Genomic DNA, 17,440 nt, shown 5'->3' on the forward strand with positions numbered 1-17,440 from the left:
TGAAACATTAAAGTAACTCTAATCTTTACGATTTAAGACTTCATTGATCAACGCGCTTAATTGATCATCATTCAGCTTGGTTTTGTATTCAATATTCACGCCTTGCTTTTTTAAAGCTTCAAAAAATTTCTTAGCGGTTGAAATTTTGCGCTTTTCTTCATCGCGCAATTCGTTTTCATGTTCAACCCCCTTAGTTTCTACCACTAACAACACTTTTTTATCGTTGTTTTCAACCACATACCCAAAATCAGGGCTATAAGTTTGATTTAACCCTACCGGGATTTTAACCCTAGGGAGCTTGCCAAAAACAATGATTTTAGTGTCGTTAGATTCTTCAATCGTGTCTTTTTCAATCCCGCTATCCACTTGCATGAAATTTTCATACAGGCATTTTTCTCGCGTGCTTGAATTTTTAATTTCATATTTATCCGCCCCCAAACTCCCGTCTAAAAACTCTCTAATTTCTCCTTTTTCATCATAAAACGCATCGTTTTTTCTGTTTTTAATCGTCGTTTCGCGCATTTGATAGGAGATTTTATCTTTAATATTTTGATAAATGATTTCCAAAAACAGCTCTTCTAACCGCCTTAAGCCCTCTTGTTCGTTTTTCTTAATTAGATCAAATTTGTTTTCATCAATGTTTTCCAACACTTTAGCCACGCTTTTAAAACTCAATTTCACCTTATTAGACAAGGCACTGATAAATTCATGCAAGCTCCACACGCATGCGCTTTCTCGCTCAAAAATCTCTGTTGTGGCGTTATTTCCCATCGTTTCTACTTTTTTATGCGTCGTAACCGAAACGCTTTTTGAACTGACCTTAAAAGAAGAATCGATCTTTTTAACAATCTCATCAATCAAGCTCTCGCTATCAATGGCATAAGCGATCCGGGCTTGATGATTCAAACTTTCCCATAAGGTTTCAAATTTTTTAAAATTTTCTTTATTGATTTTGATTTTTTCAGTTTTTCGCTCGTTTTTGTTCCTCACTCTATAATTACCAATCAAGCGATCTTTTAAAAAATCTTTTAATTTTTCAAAATCTAGGTATTTTTCATCTTTTAATCTTTCTAGTTCCGGCTCTTTTTCTAAAAATTCGCTTTGGTTGAGAGTGAGTTTAAAGTTTTCATCATCTGTTTTTTCTCCAAAACCCAAACTCTCTAATGTTTCAAACAAAACCCCGTAATACCCTTTTTTAACAACGCCGCTTTTTTCTAACTCTTCTGCGCTAAATGTTTGTTTAATCAAGCTATGTTCGCTTATCTCTTGCTGGATCGCTCCCACAAAATCCCCCTCAACTTGCGGCACGATCACCACCAATTCATTGACAAAATCAAAATCAGCATGCTCTTTAGTGATGCGCTCACCCTTATCATTCACAGCAAGCCTTAGCCCCCTACCGATTTGTTGCAATTTAGTGATATTGGAATGGCTAGGGGCTAATTTGCAAATCGTCATCACATTAGGGTTATCCCACCCCTCTTGCAACGCCCATTGCGAAAAAATAAACCTGAGATCGGAATCAAAACTCAGCAATTTTTCTTTTTCTTTTAAAATGAGTGCGATCACTTGGGCTTCGTCGCTCTCTTTCTTGCTTTTAGCAAAATACCCTCCATGCACTTTGTAAATAGCGTCTTTGGTACGCTCTAAATACGCTCTATAATTTTCATCTAAAGGCTTTTTTAAGACTTCTTCAAGCTCTTGTTGGTAAAGTTTTTCAAATAAAAGGGCTAATTTAGCCGGCTTTTCATTCTCGCTTAAATAGCTATTCACCCCGCTAATAAACACCATGCACAAGGCTTTAATCCCCTTTTTAAAAAGCCCTTCTTCTCTTTCAAAATGGCTTTTTATCGCTTCTTTCAGCATCACTTCTTGCTCGCCCTCTAAAAGATGAGAAAAAGGCTCTTTTTGATCCAGCAACAAATTAAAGCCATTGAGAAAACGAATCTCAGTTTTAGTGATTTTTTCTACAATGTAATCTTCTAAAGCGCTGATTTGAGTTACCACCCCTAAATTATCATGCTCTTTGACTTTGACGCTTTGAGTTTTATTGTCTAAATCCGTGTAGTTGATTGCCGATTCATATTCGTTTTGTATTTTTTCAATCCCTTTAAGCTCTAAAAAACACTCATAACTCTCCCCCACAGACGCCACGCTAATGCTTTTCACTAGGGCGCAATCAAACGCTTTTTTGCTGTCTAGCGCGTAAATCAGATTATTGTAATCATCTTTAAAAGTCGCCCCAAACCTGAGCGTGATTAAAGCGTTTAATTGTTCCAAATATTTTTTTGTTTTATCGCCTAAAAATCGGTGCGGTTCGTCCATGATTACGATGGGGCGCATACTCGCTAAAGCTTGCATGTAGCTTTTTGCGCCATTGAATAGATTCGTATTTTCTAGGCATGATTTGTTGATAGTGTTTTTCTCTTTATTAAAAGCGGAAAAAGTCATCACCAACACACAGCATTTATGATTACTCGCTAAAATGAATCTTTCTGCATCTTCATAGCTTTCTAAATGCGTGTTAGCATACTCGCTTTTAAAAAATTCTCTGGTGATTTCAACACTCTTTAAAACCCCTAATTTAATGGCGTTGCTTGGCACTAAAACGATAAATTTTGACAAATGGTAGTTTTTGTGCAAGGCATAAACGCATTCCAAAAAGCAAAAGGTCTTCCCGGTGCCTGTTTCCATTAAAATATCGCAGTTTAACGACTTCTCAATCCCCACGCTTCCCTGGGTTATTTTTTGCTCGGATCGTAAATTCTCAATATTTTCTAATAAAACACCTTTGAGCGCCTCTGTTTCAAAAATAGGGTTAGCAATCCTTTGAGCGTCATTTTCTGGCTCCCTCAAATCAATCCCCTTAAACACCCCTAAAATTTGATTCAAGCATTTTTCTTGATAATCCAATCGTTTGAATTTGATTTTCACCTCTACCCCCTAATCTTTAAATCGCCGCTCTCTAATTTCAAATCAAACAAATTACTGCCCAATTCCAAGCACAGCCTATCATTACTGATAGCGGGCATATACATGCTGATTTTTTCCACCCCTTTATCTTTCAAGTTTTCTAAAATCTCACTCATTTCTATATCCCCCACAATGAAAGCCGTATTTAAAGCCAGATACAAGGCGTTTTCAATCAAGCAAATTATAGGGGTAGTAAGCTCCAAACCCTCGCAACCTAAAAGCTTGATTAAAATCGTTTGAGTTTCCTTTTTTTTTGGGTTGGAATAAGCGAGTAAATCCTTTTGATTGGCTTCATTGAGATTTTTATCGTTCGTTTCATCATCAATGATTTCAAACGCTTGAAACCCCACATCTAAATTGGGGCAAGCTTCTTTGATTTTAGCCCCCGCTCTTTTAATCCTTTCTTGGGTGATGTCAAAAATGCTCGGAGAGGTGGAATTTAAGGTGTTCAAACAAAAATCATAAGCGCTTTTGTTTTTCTTGGGATCAATTTTTTCATCTAATTGGACGAGAATGAAACGCCTTTCTTTAAATGCGGCGTTCAAGCCATTAAATAAACCCCCCCCCCCTCACTTAATTTTTGATAATCGCTCTTATTACTCTCTAACACCGCATGCGCGGTCGTCCCGCTCCCGGCGAAAAAATCTAAGATGAGATCGCCCTCGTTGGTAGCGATTTCAATAATTCTATTAAGAAAATCTAAGGGTTTGGGATTAGAAAAAATAGCATTTTTTTCAAAAAGATTTTTAATCTCAATACTACCTTTTTTATTGCCTTCAATATCTACCCATAAATCAGAAACAGCCTTAGTTCGCCCTTTTAAATAATACTTTACATAAGGCTTATACTTTGAACTATATTTTTCTAAATCTATCTCTTTATATTCATGTGTAGAATAATCTAAATCGTTCTTTATCTCATCATTTTCTATAAAATCATCACTTTCCAATACATCAACTACGCTTTCATCTGTTTTCCATACTATCAGATTTTCTTTTTCCCATTTTTTGTAAGTTGAATACCCTACTCTCCAACAGCTTAGATAAGTATTCTTTGGTCCTAATGGAAATACCCTACTACCATTTGGTGCAGTGATAGGATAGAACATTTTTTCTCTATCTTCTTTTTTATCATTATTACCCGTTTTTCGCAATTGTAAGAGTGCATATTTCCCTTTTCCATCATTATCATCGTATTTAAAGCGTTTTATATCTTTATCATTTAATGAAATACCTTGTAAATTAAACTTTTCTTTATTTTTTGCATAACACAAACACATATCATATGAGCAACCAAACCGATTTGAGTCTTGACCTGTTGAAGTCCCAGTAGCACGAACAATTTGCCCTATAAAATTCCCCTCTCCAAAAATCTCATCGCATAAAAGTTTGAGTTGGGCGGCTTCGTTATCGTCAATACTAATGAAAATCACGCCGTCTTGTTTGAGCAAATCTTTAGCGAGTAACAATCTAGGATACATGAAACTAAGCCACCCGCTATGGCATTTTGACCCAAAAAGATTCTTGATATAATCCAGCTTTTCTTTAGAATAATCCAATGTTTTTAAAATCTCTTCATTGGATTGCGAGAAATCATCGCCATAGATAAAATTCTCATTTTTAGTGTTGTAAGGCGGATCAATGTAAATCATTTTGATTTTTTCACTATAACCTTGTCTTAAGATTTTGAGAGCGTCTAAATTATCGCCCTTGATGAGAATGTGCTTGCTCGTGGATTCATTTAAGGGCTTTAAAATCTTATGATTTTTCTTAAAAGCTTGATTCAAGGCGATTTTCTTACCCACAAAATCCAACCCATAGCCCTCTTCTTTTATCTCGCTAAAATCCCCGAGTAACGCTTTTAATCTTTTTATATCCAGCGTGAGTTGGTTGTCATTTTCTATACTCAAGCAACCGGGAAAATAACGATTGAAAACCTCTAAATTTTTTTCATTAACGCTTTTTTCTTCACTAATTTCTTTATTTTGCATTGCTATCCTTTATTTTAAATGATTTAAATTACCCAATTCCGCCTTAATTTTCAATTTTCAATTTTCAAATGTTCCATGTGAAACGCTAGCGTTTTTTAAAAAATCTTGTTTCACTTCAGCGATAATGTTTTCATCTTTGGCTAAGTCAATGTATTCAAAACTATTCCCGCTCTGCTCCCCACCTTGGAGTAAATCCCCGCTTTTTCTGTATTCTAAATCCAATTCAGCGATTTTAAAGCCGTCCAATTCGTCAGCAAACTTTTCTAATCGTTCGTTTTCTTCTTGAATCGTGCATAAAAAACAATAGCCTTTCAAGCCGTTACGAGACACACGCCCCCTTAACTGGTGCAAAGTCGCTAAGCCTAACCTTTCGGGCGCTAAAATCACCATCACGCTCAATCGTGGTAAAGAAATGCCCACCTCAATGAGCGTGGTCGCTAAAAGAATGCTCCCGGACTCTCTAAATTCTTCAATCACTTCTTCTTTATTTTTATCCTGCCCTGAAGTGGTATAAACCTTTTTAAAGCGTTTTTGCCAAAAACTTGCCCCCTCACTGAGCGATAAATACGGGATTTTTTCGCTCTCATTCACCAGCGGATAAACGACAATGACTTGATGGTTTTTAGCGATTTCTTCGCTGATTTTTTCCATCACTATTTTAAAATCTCTTTTATGCAAAACCAAGGTTTCAATTTCTTTAGGATAAGGGATTTCTCTAATCATGGTCGTTTTCACAAACGCGCTTTTGGCTAAAGCCAGAGTGCGAGGAATGGGGGTAGCGGAAAATTGCAAGGAATGGGGTTTATTACCCTTACTGCTTGCCATTTTTTCTAATTGGTAGCGCTGTTTTGTGCCAAATCGGTGCTGCTCATCAGTGATTACTAGTGCGAATTCATCTAAATCGCGCTTGTCAAACAACAACGCTTGCGTGCCTATAACCACATGCGTGATTGTTTCAAACAAATGATTGGATCGCTTTTTATGGCTCCCGCCGAGCAGTAATTCCACTTCAAAATAAGGGGGTAAAAATTTTAAGGCTTCGTTATAAAGCTGTTTAGCGAGAATGGAAGTGGGCGCCATTAAAAGGGTTTTATTAGGGTAGGCTAATACCATGCTCGCTAAAATCACCATCGTTTTCCCGCACCCCACATCGCCTATAATCAAACGCTTGCACGCTATGGGGCTAGTGAGATCGTTTTGGATTTCTTTAATGGCGTTTTGTTGGTCGCGCGTGAGTTTAAAGGGTAAAGAAGCGATAAACGCTTTCAAGCGGTCGCTGTTATTAGGGCATGCGATTTTAGCGTTGAATTGCAATTTTTTGCGCTCTAAATTTTTCATATAAAAAAGCATTTCAATGTATTTTAATGCATTTAAATGTTGTGAAGGGAAATTTTTATTCGTTTCAAAATCCTTGACAAAATGCGGCGTGGGGAAAAAGATTTCTAACAATAAATGCGCGATATTCTCTTTAACGCCTTCCTTTTTTAAATTTTCTAATGAAATGAGTTTTTGTAAATTTTCTTGTATTTTTTTATGATTTTTAACTTTTTTAAAAATTAAAGAAATTTTGCCAAATTCGGTAAGGATTTTAGGCGTGTTAATGATATAAGCTTGATTAAAAGAGCTTTGCTCTAATTTACCATAAATGAACAAACTCTCGCCGGTTTTAAACTGGTTGTGATGGAACGCGCTGTAATTGAAAAAAACAAGTTCTAAATTTTTGTAAAATCGTTTGGAATAGGCAAAAATCTTTAAAACTTTGGCGTAGTTTCTTTTATCTAAAATATCCACTTCTAAAACGCCGCTCAAGCCCAGTTCAAAATGTTTTAACAGATTTAAATCTTTATAGCCTTTGGGCGTATAAATAAGCATGGCTTCTAAGAGCGATTTCACATTCAATGTTTTTAATAAGTCATTTGTTTCTTGCAATTTGTTCTTACCCTAGCCAATCCTTAATCATTTTTATGATAAGATAGTCAAATTATACATTGACTTAAGGAAATTTAATTGATGAAATCTAAAATCACTCATTTTATCGCTATCTCTTTTGTTTTAAGCCTATTTAGTGCATGCAAAGACGAGCCTAAAAAATCGTCTCAATCGCACCAAAACAACACTAAAACCACTCAAAACAATCCAATCAATCAACCTAATAAGGATATAAAAAAAATTGAGCATGAAGAAGAAGATGAAAAAGTCACCAAAGAAGTGAATGATCTGATCAATAACGAAAATAAAATTGATGAAATCAATAATGAAGAAAACGCTGATCCTTCGCAAAAAAGAACGAATAACGTTTTGCAACGAGCCACTAACCACCAAGACAATCTCAGCTCCCCACTCAACAGGAAGTATTAAAGTGTGAAATTTTTTTCAAAGGATTTATTTAAAAAAGTAACCCCTTTATTTTTAAGCGTTTGTTTTTTAAGCCCTACCCTTACGCAAGCCAAAAGCCGTTTTTATGTGGCTTCTCAATACCAGGTAGGGAAAATGATCATGAAAAAATACAACGATCTCAAACGCACGATTGAAGGGGCGAGCTTTTCTTTAGGCTGGGAGATTAACCCCACTAATTACTGGTTTTATTCGCGCTATTACTTTTTTATGGATTATGGGAATGTCATTCTCAATAAAAGAACGGGCGCTCAAGCGAACATGTTCACTTATGGCTTTGGAGGGGATTTGATCGTGGAATACAATAAAAACCCCTTGTATGTATTTTCTCTTTTTTATGGCATGCAAGTTGCTGAAAACACATGGACTCTTTCCAAACACAGCGCGAATTTCATCATTGACGATTGGCGCAGCATTCAAGGGTTTTCGCTCAAAACTTCCAATTTTAGGATGCTAGGTTTAGTGGGGTTTAAATTCCAAACCGTGCTATTCCACCATGACGCTAGTATTGAAGTGGGGATCAAATGGCCTTTTGCTTTTGAATACGACTCACCCTTTGTAAGGCTTTTTTCCGTCTTTATTTCGCACACTTTCTACCTTTAAACTAATTCCAACCCCACCGGGCAATGATCGCTCCCTAAAATATCTTTATAGATTAAAGCGTCTTTTAAGCGCGTTTTTAAAGGATTAGAGCATAAAAAATAATCAATGCGCCAACCAATGTTTTTATCCCTTGCTTGTTGCATGTAACTCCACCAAGTATAAGCCTTTTCTTTGTTAGGGTAAAAATAACGGAAAGTGTCAATGAAACCGGCGTTCAAAAGCTCGCTGAATTTCCCTCTCTCTTCATCGCTAAAACCCGCATTTTTTCGGTTTGTTTTAGGGTTTTCTAAATCAATTTCATTGTGAGCCACATTCAAATCCCCGCACACAATGACTGGTTTTTTCAACTCTAAAGCTTTTAAAAATTTCTTAAATTCCACTTCCCAACTCATGCGATAACTGAGCCTGGATAGGGCTTGTTGGGAATTAGGGGTATAAACATTCACTAAATAAAACGACTCAAATTCGCAAGTTACCACGCGCCCCTCTTTGTCATGCTCTTCAATATTAATGCCATAGCTCACGCTTAAAGGCTCTTTTTTGGTGAAAGTTACCACCCCAGAATAGCCCTTTTTAATCGCGCAATTCCAAAAATCAAAATACCCTTTAAATTCAAAGGTGTTTTGTTCTTGCTGCATTTTAGATTCTTGAATGCAAAAAACATCCGCATCAACGCTATTAAAAAAATCCATAAAGCCCTTAGTCATGCAAGCTCTTAACCCGTTCACATTCCATGAAATCAATTTCATTTTAATCCTTGTTTAATTTTGAGTGAATTATATCTTTTTAGTCATTTTTTAAAAAATTAAGCTTTATTTTACCTTTTTTATGTAATAATTGTTTTTTGCTTGGCTTGATAGCTCAGTCGGTAGAGCAGAAGACTGAAAATCTTCGTGTCGGTGGTTCGATTCCGCCTCAAGCCACCATCTTAAACTTCATTGAATAAATAATTCCCTTTTTTGACACACACAACACGAGAGTTTTCAATACTCAAAGGCGTGCTTTTGGCTCGTGGTTGCTCTTCTATTTCTAAGGCCATGCACACCCCTTCTTTAAAGCGCACATGGTTTTTAACCCATTCTTTGTATTCGCTGCTCTCTTTGATTATATCGTTTAAATAATGCCCTTCATACACTTCCACAAATTCCATGAATTTTTCATTCAAATTCAATTCATTGCGCGTTATTTCGCTTTTTCGTGTGGAAGAATAAGCCAATTCGCTGGTTTCATAAAAAGTCGGCTCTACTTGATCGTCTTGTTTGGGGCGTTCATAAATGGCTTTCACTAATTGCGTGGTGATTTCATACTCGCTTTCCCATGCTTGTTTTAAAGGCTCTTCTATCAGATAGCATTGCCTAGTCGTGCCATCTTTTCTCGCTCTAGCCCTTTTGCATTTTTCTGTAGAGCTTCTGGCTTGAAGAATCGTAAAATTGTTTTTAGCTTCAAAAGTTTGAGGCTCTTCTAAAGGCTCTGTTTTATGAACAGAGATTTTAGTATAGGGGGTAATGATCTTACCGCTTTTATTTTCAGCGGTGCTGTAATCGCAAGGGGTAATGTCTGTTGTAACCTCTTTATCTTTATCAACGCGTTTTAAAATGCTTGGGCGATAGGCTTGCAAGTTTTCATCATCATAAACCCACTTCCCGCATGCGAATTCCTTAACATTAGGATCTCTAATGGCTTGTTTTTCCACATTATCCCTATTTTCGTTGCTTTCATTGTTTTCACTCGCATCAGCGTTAGGGGTGTTGTTAGGGAGCGTTTTTTCAGTGGGTGGCGTTATAAAGAGGTTGTTTTCTTGATCTTGTGAAGAATGCTTTAAAGGGGGATTAGCGTCGTTTGTTGGCGTTTTAACTTCGTTAGTGGGGCTTACTTTGCTAGGAGTTACTAAAGGCTGTAAAAGGCTGTTTTTAGAGTTTTTAGAGCCTAGTTTGGACTCTGGGTAAGAAAAGTTTTGAGGGGATTGTTGCGATGAATGGGGTTTGTTTTGTGGTTTTTGCATGGGCGCGTTTAAAGAAGGTATTGGGTTTGAGTGCGATTCTTTCAATTCCTTTGAAGAAAAAACGATTTGGGTGTTTCTGGGAATAGTAGGGCGGTTAGGGCTTAAGGTCGTTTCTAAAGAGAGTTTTTCATCAAGGGGTTGATAGACGATTGCAGTGGATATGTGAGTGATTGTGAGCGTGAGTTTTTTGTTTGGGGAGATATTATAAACGCCTAAAACCTGTCTGGGTTCTTTAGAATCAAGGACTTTAGCCTTAAAAGTGCCTTTATGCGGCGAAGTTTTGATCTCTTCTAAAAGCTCGATCATAAGGGCTTGAAGAGGGTTAGAGAAAGTCAGAAAGAAAGACAGACAAAGGGATTTTTTCATGCTTGTTCCTTTTTATTTTGGATTTTTGGATTATAGCTTAAAAAAAGGTTTAGTAAAAGTTATCAATAAGTTATAGATAGGTAACACTTTAATTAATAATAATTAGTAACAGTAGTAGGGGCGTGAATGGATGGAATGAAACAATAAAAAGCTTTAGAGGTGCGCGTTTTTAGGGGGGTTGTGGGATTTGAAAAAAAGTGAATGAAACGCTTTTTGATGAGCCTTTTTTCATTCACTTGAATTGAAAGCGGTTTTTTTATCGTTCAGTTCGTTCAAGCGGTTTTTGATTTCTTCTCTAAGGCTTAAGACAAAAGGGCTTTTTTCTTCTTCAAGCATTTTTTTAACGCTAGAATACATTTTAGAAATGCTTGAATGATCCTTTAAATCCAAAAATTGAGCGAGCGAGAGCGTGGGGTTAGGGGTATAAAGCCTGGCAAAATACACGACTAATTTTCTCGCCAAAGCGACATTTTTTTGGCGCGAAGAGACTTTGATTTCACTGGATTTGAGATTCAAGCTTTGCGCGACAGCGAGCAAGATATTTTCTAAGCTTGAGCCTTCAGCATGATCTTTTTGCAAATCTTCTAAAACGGTTTTAGCGAGGTTCAAATCAATGGGAGCGTTCATCAAGTTCGCGTTCACGCTGATTTTAATGATTGCGCCTTCCATTTGGCGGATATTGTCGCTGATGTGTTGGGCGATGTATTCCATCACCTCTTCAGGCAAAGTGATTTGATTGAGCTGGCATTTTTGTTTGACAATGGAAAGTTTGGTTTCTAAATCAGGGGGCATGACTTTAGCGGTTATCCCCCATTCAAAGCGCGATTTTAAGCGATCTTCTAAGCCGGCGATGTTTTTAGGCGATCGGTCTGAAATCAATACGATTTGTTTGCTGTTGGCGTGCAATTCGTTAAAGGTGTGGAAAAATTCTTCTTCTAGCTTGGGTTTTCCTTGCAAAAATTGAGCGTCATCTAACAAGAAAAAGTCGCAATGGCGGTATTTTGCTTTAAAAGAATCCATGGTTTTGTTGTCTAAATGCTTTAAAAAGTCTGTCAAAAAATCTTCTGAAGTGACTAACACGACTTTTTTATGCTTTTCTAGGGCGTGGTTACCGATAGCGTTTAAAATGTGCGTTTTGCCTAACCCTGTTCCGCCATAAAAAAGCACCGGGTTATAAGGGGGCGTATCGCTTTGGGCGACTTTTTTAGCGATTTCATAAACGGTGTTGTTGCATGAGCCTACGACAAAATTTTCAAAAGTGTAAGAGTCTTTGACGCTCGTTTTTATGGCTTTGTAATTGATATTAGCTTGGGCGTTAATTTGGATTTTAGGCGCTACTTCAATACGCACATCCACGCTATGGGCTAAATGCATGCCGACTTTATTCTGGCTTAAAATTTCTTTAAGCAACGCACCGTATTTAGCCGTAATCGTGGTGCATAAGACTTGGTTGGGGGCATAAAAAAAGGCAATATCGCTCTTGCTCGCGTTAGGGTTGTATTTGAGTTGGCTCAAGTAATTTTCATATTCTATGAGACTAACTTTAGGATTTTGTTTGACTAGCGCCAAGATTTCTTTTTCAATATTGTTGTTGGTATCCATGGCGTTATTATAGCGTGAATAAGTTGTGAATGAAAAAGGAATAACATGTGAATGAAATGTGAATGAAGCCTTAAAATTAAGGTGTTTCTTTTAAGGGTTTGTCTATAATGCTTGCTTTATAATAAGCTAATGGATGCGAAAAAAGGATTTTCATGCTGCTTTGCGCTGGAAGGAATGAAACTTTAAAAGGGGCGGTGCCTATTGGTGTGGGCTTGATAGGAAGCGCGATTAATTTAACGAGGATATGTTTAAAAAACCCTGATACAGAAAGCCTTATTTTTATAGGGAGCGCGGGGAGTTATAGCCCAGAAATGGAGCTTTTAAGCGTGTTTGAAAGCGTTTGCGGCTATCAAATTGAAGAGAGTTTTAGCCATTTAAACAGCTACACGCCTTTGGATAATTTCATTCAAATAGAAACTGAAGAGGAAGCTCTTTTTGAAAGGGCGTGTGTGAATAGCAGTAACTATATCCACATGAGCGAAATGTTCGCTAAAAAAATGGTTCAAAAGGGCGTTTTATTAGAAAACATGGAGTTTTTTAGCGTTTTAAGCGTGGCTAAGGCGTTTTCTTTGAAAGCTAAAGGGATTTTTTGCGTGAGTAACTATGTAGGACTTAACGCGCATAAGGAATTTAAAGAAAACCATGCCAAAGTCAAACAGATTTTAGAAGACACGCTCAAAAGCTTATAAGAATACTTTAGCTATCATGGAGCATTCTAAAATTAAAGGCGGTTGGATGTTTGAAAAAATGCGCAAGATTTTAGCGGAGATTGAAGATTCGCAAAATGAAATTGAAATGCTTTTAAAATTAGCGGATTTGAGTTTGGGGGATTTCATTGAAATTAAAAGAGGGAGCATGGACATGCCAAAGGGCGTGAATGAAGCGTTTTTTACGCAATTAAGCGAAGAAGTGGAGCGATTGAAGGAGCTTATTAACGCTTTAAATAAGATCAAAAAAGGGTTATTGGTGTTTTAAATGTGCGGGATTGTAGGTTATATAGGGGATAGCGAGAAAAAATCCATTCTTTTAGAGGGCTTAAAGGAATTGGAATACAGAGGTTATGACAGCGCTGGCTTAGCCGTATTGAGCAATGATCGTTTGGAAGTGTTTAAAACTCAAGGGAAATTAGAAAACCTTAAACTAGAGCTTAAAAATAAAGAGTTTTTGGATTTTGGCGTGAGTATCGCTCACACCAGATGGGCGACGCATGGCAAGCCAAGCAGCGCGAACGCCCACCCGCATTTTACAGAAAATTTAGCCTTAGTGCATAATGGCATCATTGAAAATTACGCGAGCTTGAAAAAAGAATTGGAAAACAAAGGGCATGCGTTTTTGAGCCAAACGGACACGGAAGTCATTGCGCATTTATTAGAAGAAACGCTTAAAAGCGAGAGCGATTTATTGAAAGCCTTTGAAAAAAGCATCAGCCTTTTAAAAGGGAGTTATGCGATTTTAATGCTCCATAAAAGGGCTAAAGAGAGCTTGTTTTACGCTAAATCTTCTTCGCCTTTAGTCGTGGGTAAGGGCAAAGAGGGGGTGTTTTTTGCGTCCAGTTTGAGCGTGTTAGCCCCTAAAGTGGATCAATTTGTCATTTTAGAAGAAAACAGCGTGGGGCGGATTTCTTTAGAAAATTTTAAAGATTTAAAACACATTGAAAACATGAAAGATTACGCTTTTGAAAACAAGGATTATTCTAAAGGGGATTTTAGGAATTATTTAGAAAAAGAGATTTATGAGCAGCACAGCAGTTTGTTAGAGTGCTTAGAGGGGCGCTTGGAAGCCTTGAATGTGTATTGCGAGATCGATCCTGAATTTTTAGAAAATGTGAATGAAATCACGCTGTGTTCTTGTGGGAGCAGTTATCATGCGAGTTTGGCGAGCGTGTATTTGTTTGAAAGGTTAGCCAAAATAAGAACGAGAGCCATTTTAGCGAGCGAATACCGCTACGCCCATTTTAAAAGCAACCCTAACGAGCTTTTTATAGCGATTTCTCAAAGCGGCGAAACCGCTGACACTTTGGAGGCTTTAAAATTAGCCAAAGCCCAAGGGCTTAAAACCATTAGCTTGTGTAACGCCCCTTTTAGCATGATGAGCCGCATTAGCGATCACACGCTTTTGATTAGAGCGGGGGTAGAAAGGAGCGTGGCATCCACTAAGGCGTTTTCTTCGCAAGTGATGCTTTTATGGCTTTTGAGCGTGTATATAGGCAAACAGCTAGGGACCATCTCTAAAGAAGAAGAAAGAATCCAAGCTAAAAACATGCTCAATAGCGTGAAGGCGATGAAAGTAGAGCCTAAATTGCATGAAAAGATCAAGCGTTTATCCAAACGCTACTTGCATGGGCATGGCTTTTTTTATATCGGGCGCGATGTGTTTTACCCGCTCGCTTTAGAAGGAGCGCTAAAACTTAAAGAAATCAGCTACTTGCACGCTGAGGGGTATGCGAGCGCGGAGATGAAGCATGGGCCTATTGCGTTGGTGGATTCTAACCTTTTTACCATTGCTCTATTGTCTAAGCATCTGTTATTTGATAAAACCAAAAGCAATATTGAAGAATTGAGCGCTAGGGATTCTACGATTTGCGTGTTAAGCTCTGAAATTTTAGAGATCGCTGATGATTTTATCCAATTAGAAGAGAGCGAAAGCTACATGGAAGAATTTTTCCGCATGAATTTAGCGATGCAGCTTTTAGCTTTAGAAATCGCTATGCGTTTGAACCACGATGTGGATCACCCAAGAAACTTGGCTAAAAGCGTTACCGTGGAATAAAAAGCGATATTAGGAGTCAAATAATGGAAGTGATTTGTAAGCACTACACCCCTTTAGACATTGCGAGCCAAGCGATCCGCACTTGTTGGCAGAGTTTTGAATACAGCGATGACGGAGGCTGTAAGGATAAGGATTTGATCCACAGGGTGGGGAATATTTTTAGGCATTCTTCCACTTTAGAGCATCTTTATTACAATTTTGAAATCAAGGGTTTGAGTAGGGGAGCGTTGCAAGAATTGAGCCGGCATCGAATAGCGAGCTTGAGCGTGAAATCAAGCCGTTACACTTTAAGGGAATTGAAAGAAGTGGAGAGCTTTTTACCCCTTAATGAAACGAATTTAGAAAGAGCGAAAGAGTTTTTAGTTTTTGTGGATGATGAAAAAGTGAATGCAATGAGCGTTTTAGCTTTGGAAAACCTAAGGGTTTTGTTGAGCGAGCATAACATTAAAAACGATTTAGCCAAATACGCCATGCCTGAAAGCTATAAAACGCATTTAGCCTATAGCATTAACGCTAGGAGCTTGCAAAATTTATTGACTTTAAGGAGCAGTAATAAAGCCTTAAAAGAAATGCAAGATTTAGCCAAAGCCTTATTTGACGCTTTACCTGGCGAGCATCAATACTTATTTGAAGATTGTTTGAAACATTAGTTTTAAACAATGCCGCTTAATAATGCTCATTCTTTGATGTTTTTAAAACGCCTTATTTTTGACTAGATGGAGTTTTAAGGGGGTTTGTTGTAGGATTTTATCACGCCCCATAGTTACGATATGGGGCAAATCCTATGTCAAAAGGAGCATGCCATGAAACACAAAAATGGCAAACGCTCTTGGAGATCATTATACTTTGAGTTTGCTTTTTTGGGGCTTAAAGTGATCGTTTCTGTGAAACGCTGATTTTTCTAAGAGCGTTCCCTTAAGTTTAAAAGCTTAGGGGTTTCCTTTAAAAAGCGGGTTTGCCTTTAACTTTTGGGGCGTTTATTATCTCTTTATCTTTTCATTCAATTTTTTAATCTTGTTTTAGCGTTTGTAAAATGAGGAGTTTTAAGGGGGTTTGTTGTAGGATTTTATCACGCCCCATAGTTGCGATATGGGGCAAACCACATAAAGGAGCATGTTATGCCAAAGACACATAACAAACGCTCTTGGAAAACATTATACTTTGAGTTTGCTTTTTTGGGGCTTAAAGTAATCGTTTCTGTGAAACGCTGATTTTCTAAGAGCGTTCCCTTAAGTTTAAAAGCTTAGGGGTTTCCTTTATAAGCGGGTTTGTCCTTGACTTTTTGGGGCGTTTTATTTTTTATCTTTTCATTCAATTTTTTAATCTTGTTTTTAGCGTTTGTAAAATTAAAAGTTTTAAGGGGGTTTGTTGTAGGATTTCATCACGCCCCATAGTTGCGATATGGGGCAAATCACGGTTAAAAGGGTTTATCATGCGAAGAAAACATGATAAAAACTCTTGGCTAGTATTATACATTAAAATCTCTTTTAAGGGGTTTAAAGTGGTCTTTTCTATAGAAAAGTAATATATTAGCCAAAGTTCCCCTAAGTTTAAAAGCTTAGGGGTTTCCTTTATAAGCGGGTTTGTCCTTGACTTTTGGGGCGTTAATTTTTTTTAAAACCCTGATTTTAGCGCTCATTAAATCGTGGTTTAAAGCTTTTTTGATGTTGTCAAATTGGCGTTTTTTGTTTTTAAGGCTAATGATTTCATGATCCAAAGCGCTTAAAATGTTAGCGATAGCGATTTGTTCGTTTAGAGGGGGTAGGGGGATTTCAAAATCTTTTAAGGCTTTTAATTGAATATTCTTTAATCCAGACCCAACTCCTAATTTCATAATATCCTTTTCATAACTTTTTAAAATGTGGTATAAACATAAATTATTTACCTTATTGCTAATTTTTTGTAAGGAATAGTTATGCCCTCCTGACCAAAAATTGCTTGTCATAAACCTAACATATCCGCATGTGCCACCTTCACTAATTGCTATTGTATTCTTTGAAACATTAAATTTATTTGTGTAGCCCAAAAAATCAATGCCACCATTTATAACAGGGTATTTATCTGTGTTATTTAGGCTAATTTTATTTATTTGTTGCCCTTTAACAATTTCGCATATATCCCCAAGCCTCACTCTTTGCCAATTTTGATTGAAGCCTTTCAAGCGTTTTCTTTGGCTCAATAGTTCAAAGCTTAAAGCTTTTTTAACGCTCTCTTTTTTAAGAATGAGGGCGTCTAAAGAATAAAGATAACGATCCAAATCGCTTAAAACGTTAGCGATAGCGATTTGTTCGTCTAGAGGGGGTAGGGGGATTAAAGTATTTTTAAAATTATCGTTATAAAGTCTTAAGATAGTTGTATGCTCTGTATTCCATTTAATATTAGAATAAGCATAAAATAAAAAATCATTTTTTACTAATGTTTCATTATTGTCAATCCAAACAATATTTGAGTCTTGAAAATAAGCGGGTTTTCCGTCATAAATGACTGCCCTACCAATAGTTCCGGAAGCAGAAATCAAAATATCGCCTTTTTTTGGAAAAGAATATTTCGTTTTGTATTCTAAAAATAGCTTTTTTGAAATAAAGGCATCAGCGGTGTTGCCAAATGTGCCTATTTTATAAAATGGAATTTCACCATATCGTGTTGTTTGATGTTTCATAACTCTTTTACACATGCATGGTTTGCCAACATCCCCAAGCCTTACTTTTTGCCAATTTGAGGGCGTTGTTAATGCGTCCATG

At 37.1% G+C, this 17,440-nt stretch carries 14 protein-coding genes and 1 tRNA gene; 7 read left to right on the forward strand and 8 right to left on the reverse strand.

Annotated elements, in window-relative coordinates:
- Nucleotides 1–18: 18 nt before the first annotated feature.
- The 4 genes from H7N69_RS00405 to recG are packed head-to-tail and all read right to left on the reverse strand — an operon-like array spanning nt 19 to nt 6,892.
- Nucleotides 19–2,934: a restriction endonuclease gene (locus tag H7N69_RS00405; protein WP_187884339.1), complete on the reverse strand. Its 2,916-nt coding sequence runs from the start codon at nt 2,932–2,934 to the stop codon at nt 19–21.
- Between the two features lie 2 nt (nt 2,935–2,936).
- Nucleotides 2,937–3,518 carry a site-specific DNA-methyltransferase gene (locus tag H7N69_RS07810; protein WP_232260148.1) on the reverse strand — a complete coding sequence of 194 codons (582 nt, stop codon included), beginning with the start codon at nt 3,516–3,518 and terminating at the stop codon, nt 2,937–2,939.
- Complete coding sequence (locus H7N69_RS00410) at nt 3,515–4,963, reverse strand: site-specific DNA-methyltransferase (RefSeq protein WP_232260149.1); 1,449 nt, start codon at nt 4,961–4,963, stop codon at nt 3,515–3,517. The genes H7N69_RS07810 and H7N69_RS00410 overlap by 4 nt, the downstream gene beginning before the upstream one ends.
- A gap of 57 nt (nt 4,964–5,020) precedes the next feature.
- Nucleotides 5,021–6,892, reverse strand: coding sequence for an ATP-dependent DNA helicase RecG (gene recG / locus H7N69_RS00415; RefSeq protein ID WP_187884341.1), 1,872 nt, complete (start codon nt 6,890–6,892; stop codon nt 5,021–5,023).
- 81 nt (nt 6,893–6,973) lie between these two features.
- Between recG and H7N69_RS00420 the strand changes: the two genes are divergently transcribed.
- Together H7N69_RS00420 and H7N69_RS00425 are read left to right on the forward strand one after the other, a co-directional pair.
- Nucleotides 6,974–7,321: a hypothetical protein gene (locus tag H7N69_RS00420; protein WP_150181319.1), complete on the forward strand. Its 348-nt coding sequence runs from the start codon at nt 6,974–6,976 to the stop codon at nt 7,319–7,321.
- Nucleotides 7,322–7,324: 3 nt separating this feature from the next.
- Entirely contained in the window at nt 7,325–7,960 is a 636-nt protein-coding gene (locus tag H7N69_RS00425; protein ID WP_021173906.1) for an outer membrane protein, read from the forward strand.
- Here H7N69_RS00425 and H7N69_RS00430 read toward each other — a convergent pair.
- Nucleotides 7,957–8,709, reverse strand: a complete 753-nt coding sequence (locus tag H7N69_RS00430) for an exodeoxyribonuclease III (protein ID WP_000767549.1) — start codon at nt 8,707–8,709, stop codon at nt 7,957–7,959. The genes H7N69_RS00425 and H7N69_RS00430 overlap by 4 nt on opposite strands.
- 101 nt (nt 8,710–8,810) lie before the next feature.
- Here H7N69_RS00430 and H7N69_RS00435 point away from each other — a divergent pair.
- Nucleotides 8,811–8,886, forward strand: a tRNA-Phe gene (locus H7N69_RS00435).
- Between the two features lie 2 nt (nt 8,887–8,888).
- On the opposite strand, the gene H7N69_RS00440 is transcribed toward H7N69_RS00435, so the two are convergent.
- Together H7N69_RS00440 and dnaA are read right to left on the reverse strand one after the other, a co-directional pair.
- Nucleotides 8,889–10,328 (reverse strand): competence protein, encoded by a 1,440-nt coding sequence (locus H7N69_RS00440; protein WP_187884343.1) that lies wholly within the window; start codon nt 10,326–10,328, stop codon nt 8,889–8,891.
- A gap of 228 nt (nt 10,329–10,556) precedes the next feature.
- Nucleotides 10,557–11,930: a chromosomal replication initiator protein DnaA gene (dnaA, locus tag H7N69_RS00445; RefSeq protein WP_187884345.1), complete on the reverse strand. Its 1,374-nt coding sequence runs from the start codon at nt 11,928–11,930 to the stop codon at nt 10,557–10,559.
- Nucleotides 11,931–12,082: 152 nt separating this feature from the next.
- Here dnaA and H7N69_RS00450 point away from each other — a divergent pair, with 152 nt between their 5' ends.
- The 4 genes from H7N69_RS00450 to thyX are packed head-to-tail and all read left to right on the forward strand — an operon-like array spanning nt 12,083 to nt 15,349.
- Nucleotides 12,083–12,619: a purine-nucleoside phosphorylase gene (locus tag H7N69_RS00450; RefSeq protein WP_187884347.1), complete on the forward strand. Its 537-nt coding sequence runs from the start codon at nt 12,083–12,085 to the stop codon at nt 12,617–12,619.
- Nucleotides 12,620–12,665: 46 nt separating this feature from the next.
- Entirely contained in the window at nt 12,666–12,905 is a 240-nt protein-coding gene (locus H7N69_RS00455; RefSeq protein WP_040178999.1) for a DUF2443 family protein, read from the forward strand.
- A complete protein-coding gene (gene glmS, locus H7N69_RS00460; protein WP_187884349.1) occupies nt 12,906–14,699 on the forward strand; it encodes a glutamine--fructose-6-phosphate transaminase (isomerizing) in 1,794 nt (597 codons plus the stop codon).
- Between the two features lie 23 nt (nt 14,700–14,722).
- Nucleotides 14,723–15,349 carry an FAD-dependent thymidylate synthase gene (gene thyX / locus H7N69_RS00465; protein WP_002206799.1) on the forward strand — a complete coding sequence of 209 codons (627 nt, stop codon included), beginning with the start codon at nt 14,723–14,725 and terminating at the stop codon, nt 15,347–15,349.
- Nucleotides 15,350–16,257: 908 nt separating this feature from the next.
- Here thyX and H7N69_RS00475 read toward each other — a convergent pair.
- On the reverse strand, nt 16,258–17,439 hold the full coding sequence (locus tag H7N69_RS00475; RefSeq protein WP_187884351.1) for a restriction endonuclease subunit S: 1,182 nt from the start codon (nt 17,437–17,439) through the stop codon (nt 16,258–16,260).
- Nucleotide 17,440 lies beyond the last annotated feature (1 nt).

Origin of the sequence: Helicobacter pylori (assembly GCF_014497725.1) — a bacterium.
GTDB lineage: Bacteria > Campylobacterota > Campylobacteria > Campylobacterales > Helicobacteraceae > Helicobacter > Helicobacter pylori_DE.

What these genes read in the sequence shown, in the direction of transcription:
- H7N69_RS00410 (WP_232260149.1), bottom strand. Translation starts at nt 4,963, where the DNA reads ATGCAAAATAAAGAAATTAGTGAAGAAAAAAGCGTTAATGAAAAAAAT.
- H7N69_RS00420 (WP_150181319.1), top strand. Translation starts at nt 6,974, where the DNA reads ATGAAATCTAAAATCACTCATTTTATCGCTATCTCTTTTGTTTTAAGC.
- H7N69_RS00430 (WP_000767549.1), bottom strand. Translation starts at nt 8,709, where the DNA reads ATGAAATTGATTTCATGGAATGTGAACGGGTTAAGAGCTTGCATGACT.
- H7N69_RS00440 (WP_187884343.1), bottom strand. Translation starts at nt 10,328, where the DNA reads ATGAAAAAATCCCTTTGTCTGTCTTTCTTTCTGACTTTCTCTAACCCT.
- dnaA (WP_187884345.1), bottom strand. Translation starts at nt 11,930, where the DNA reads ATGGATACCAACAACAATATTGAAAAAGAAATCTTGGCGCTAGTCAAA.
- H7N69_RS00450 (WP_187884347.1), top strand. Translation starts at nt 12,083, where the DNA reads ATGCTGCTTTGCGCTGGAAGGAATGAAACTTTAAAAGGGGCGGTGCCT.
- H7N69_RS00455 (WP_040178999.1), top strand. Translation starts at nt 12,666, where the DNA reads ATGTTTGAAAAAATGCGCAAGATTTTAGCGGAGATTGAAGATTCGCAA.
- glmS (WP_187884349.1), top strand. Translation starts at nt 12,906, where the DNA reads ATGTGCGGGATTGTAGGTTATATAGGGGATAGCGAGAAAAAATCCATT.
- thyX (WP_002206799.1), top strand. Translation starts at nt 14,723, where the DNA reads ATGGAAGTGATTTGTAAGCACTACACCCCTTTAGACATTGCGAGCCAA.
- H7N69_RS00475 (WP_187884351.1), bottom strand. Translation starts at nt 17,439, where the DNA reads ATGGACGCATTAACAACGCCCTCAAATTGGCAAAAAGTAAGGCTTGGG.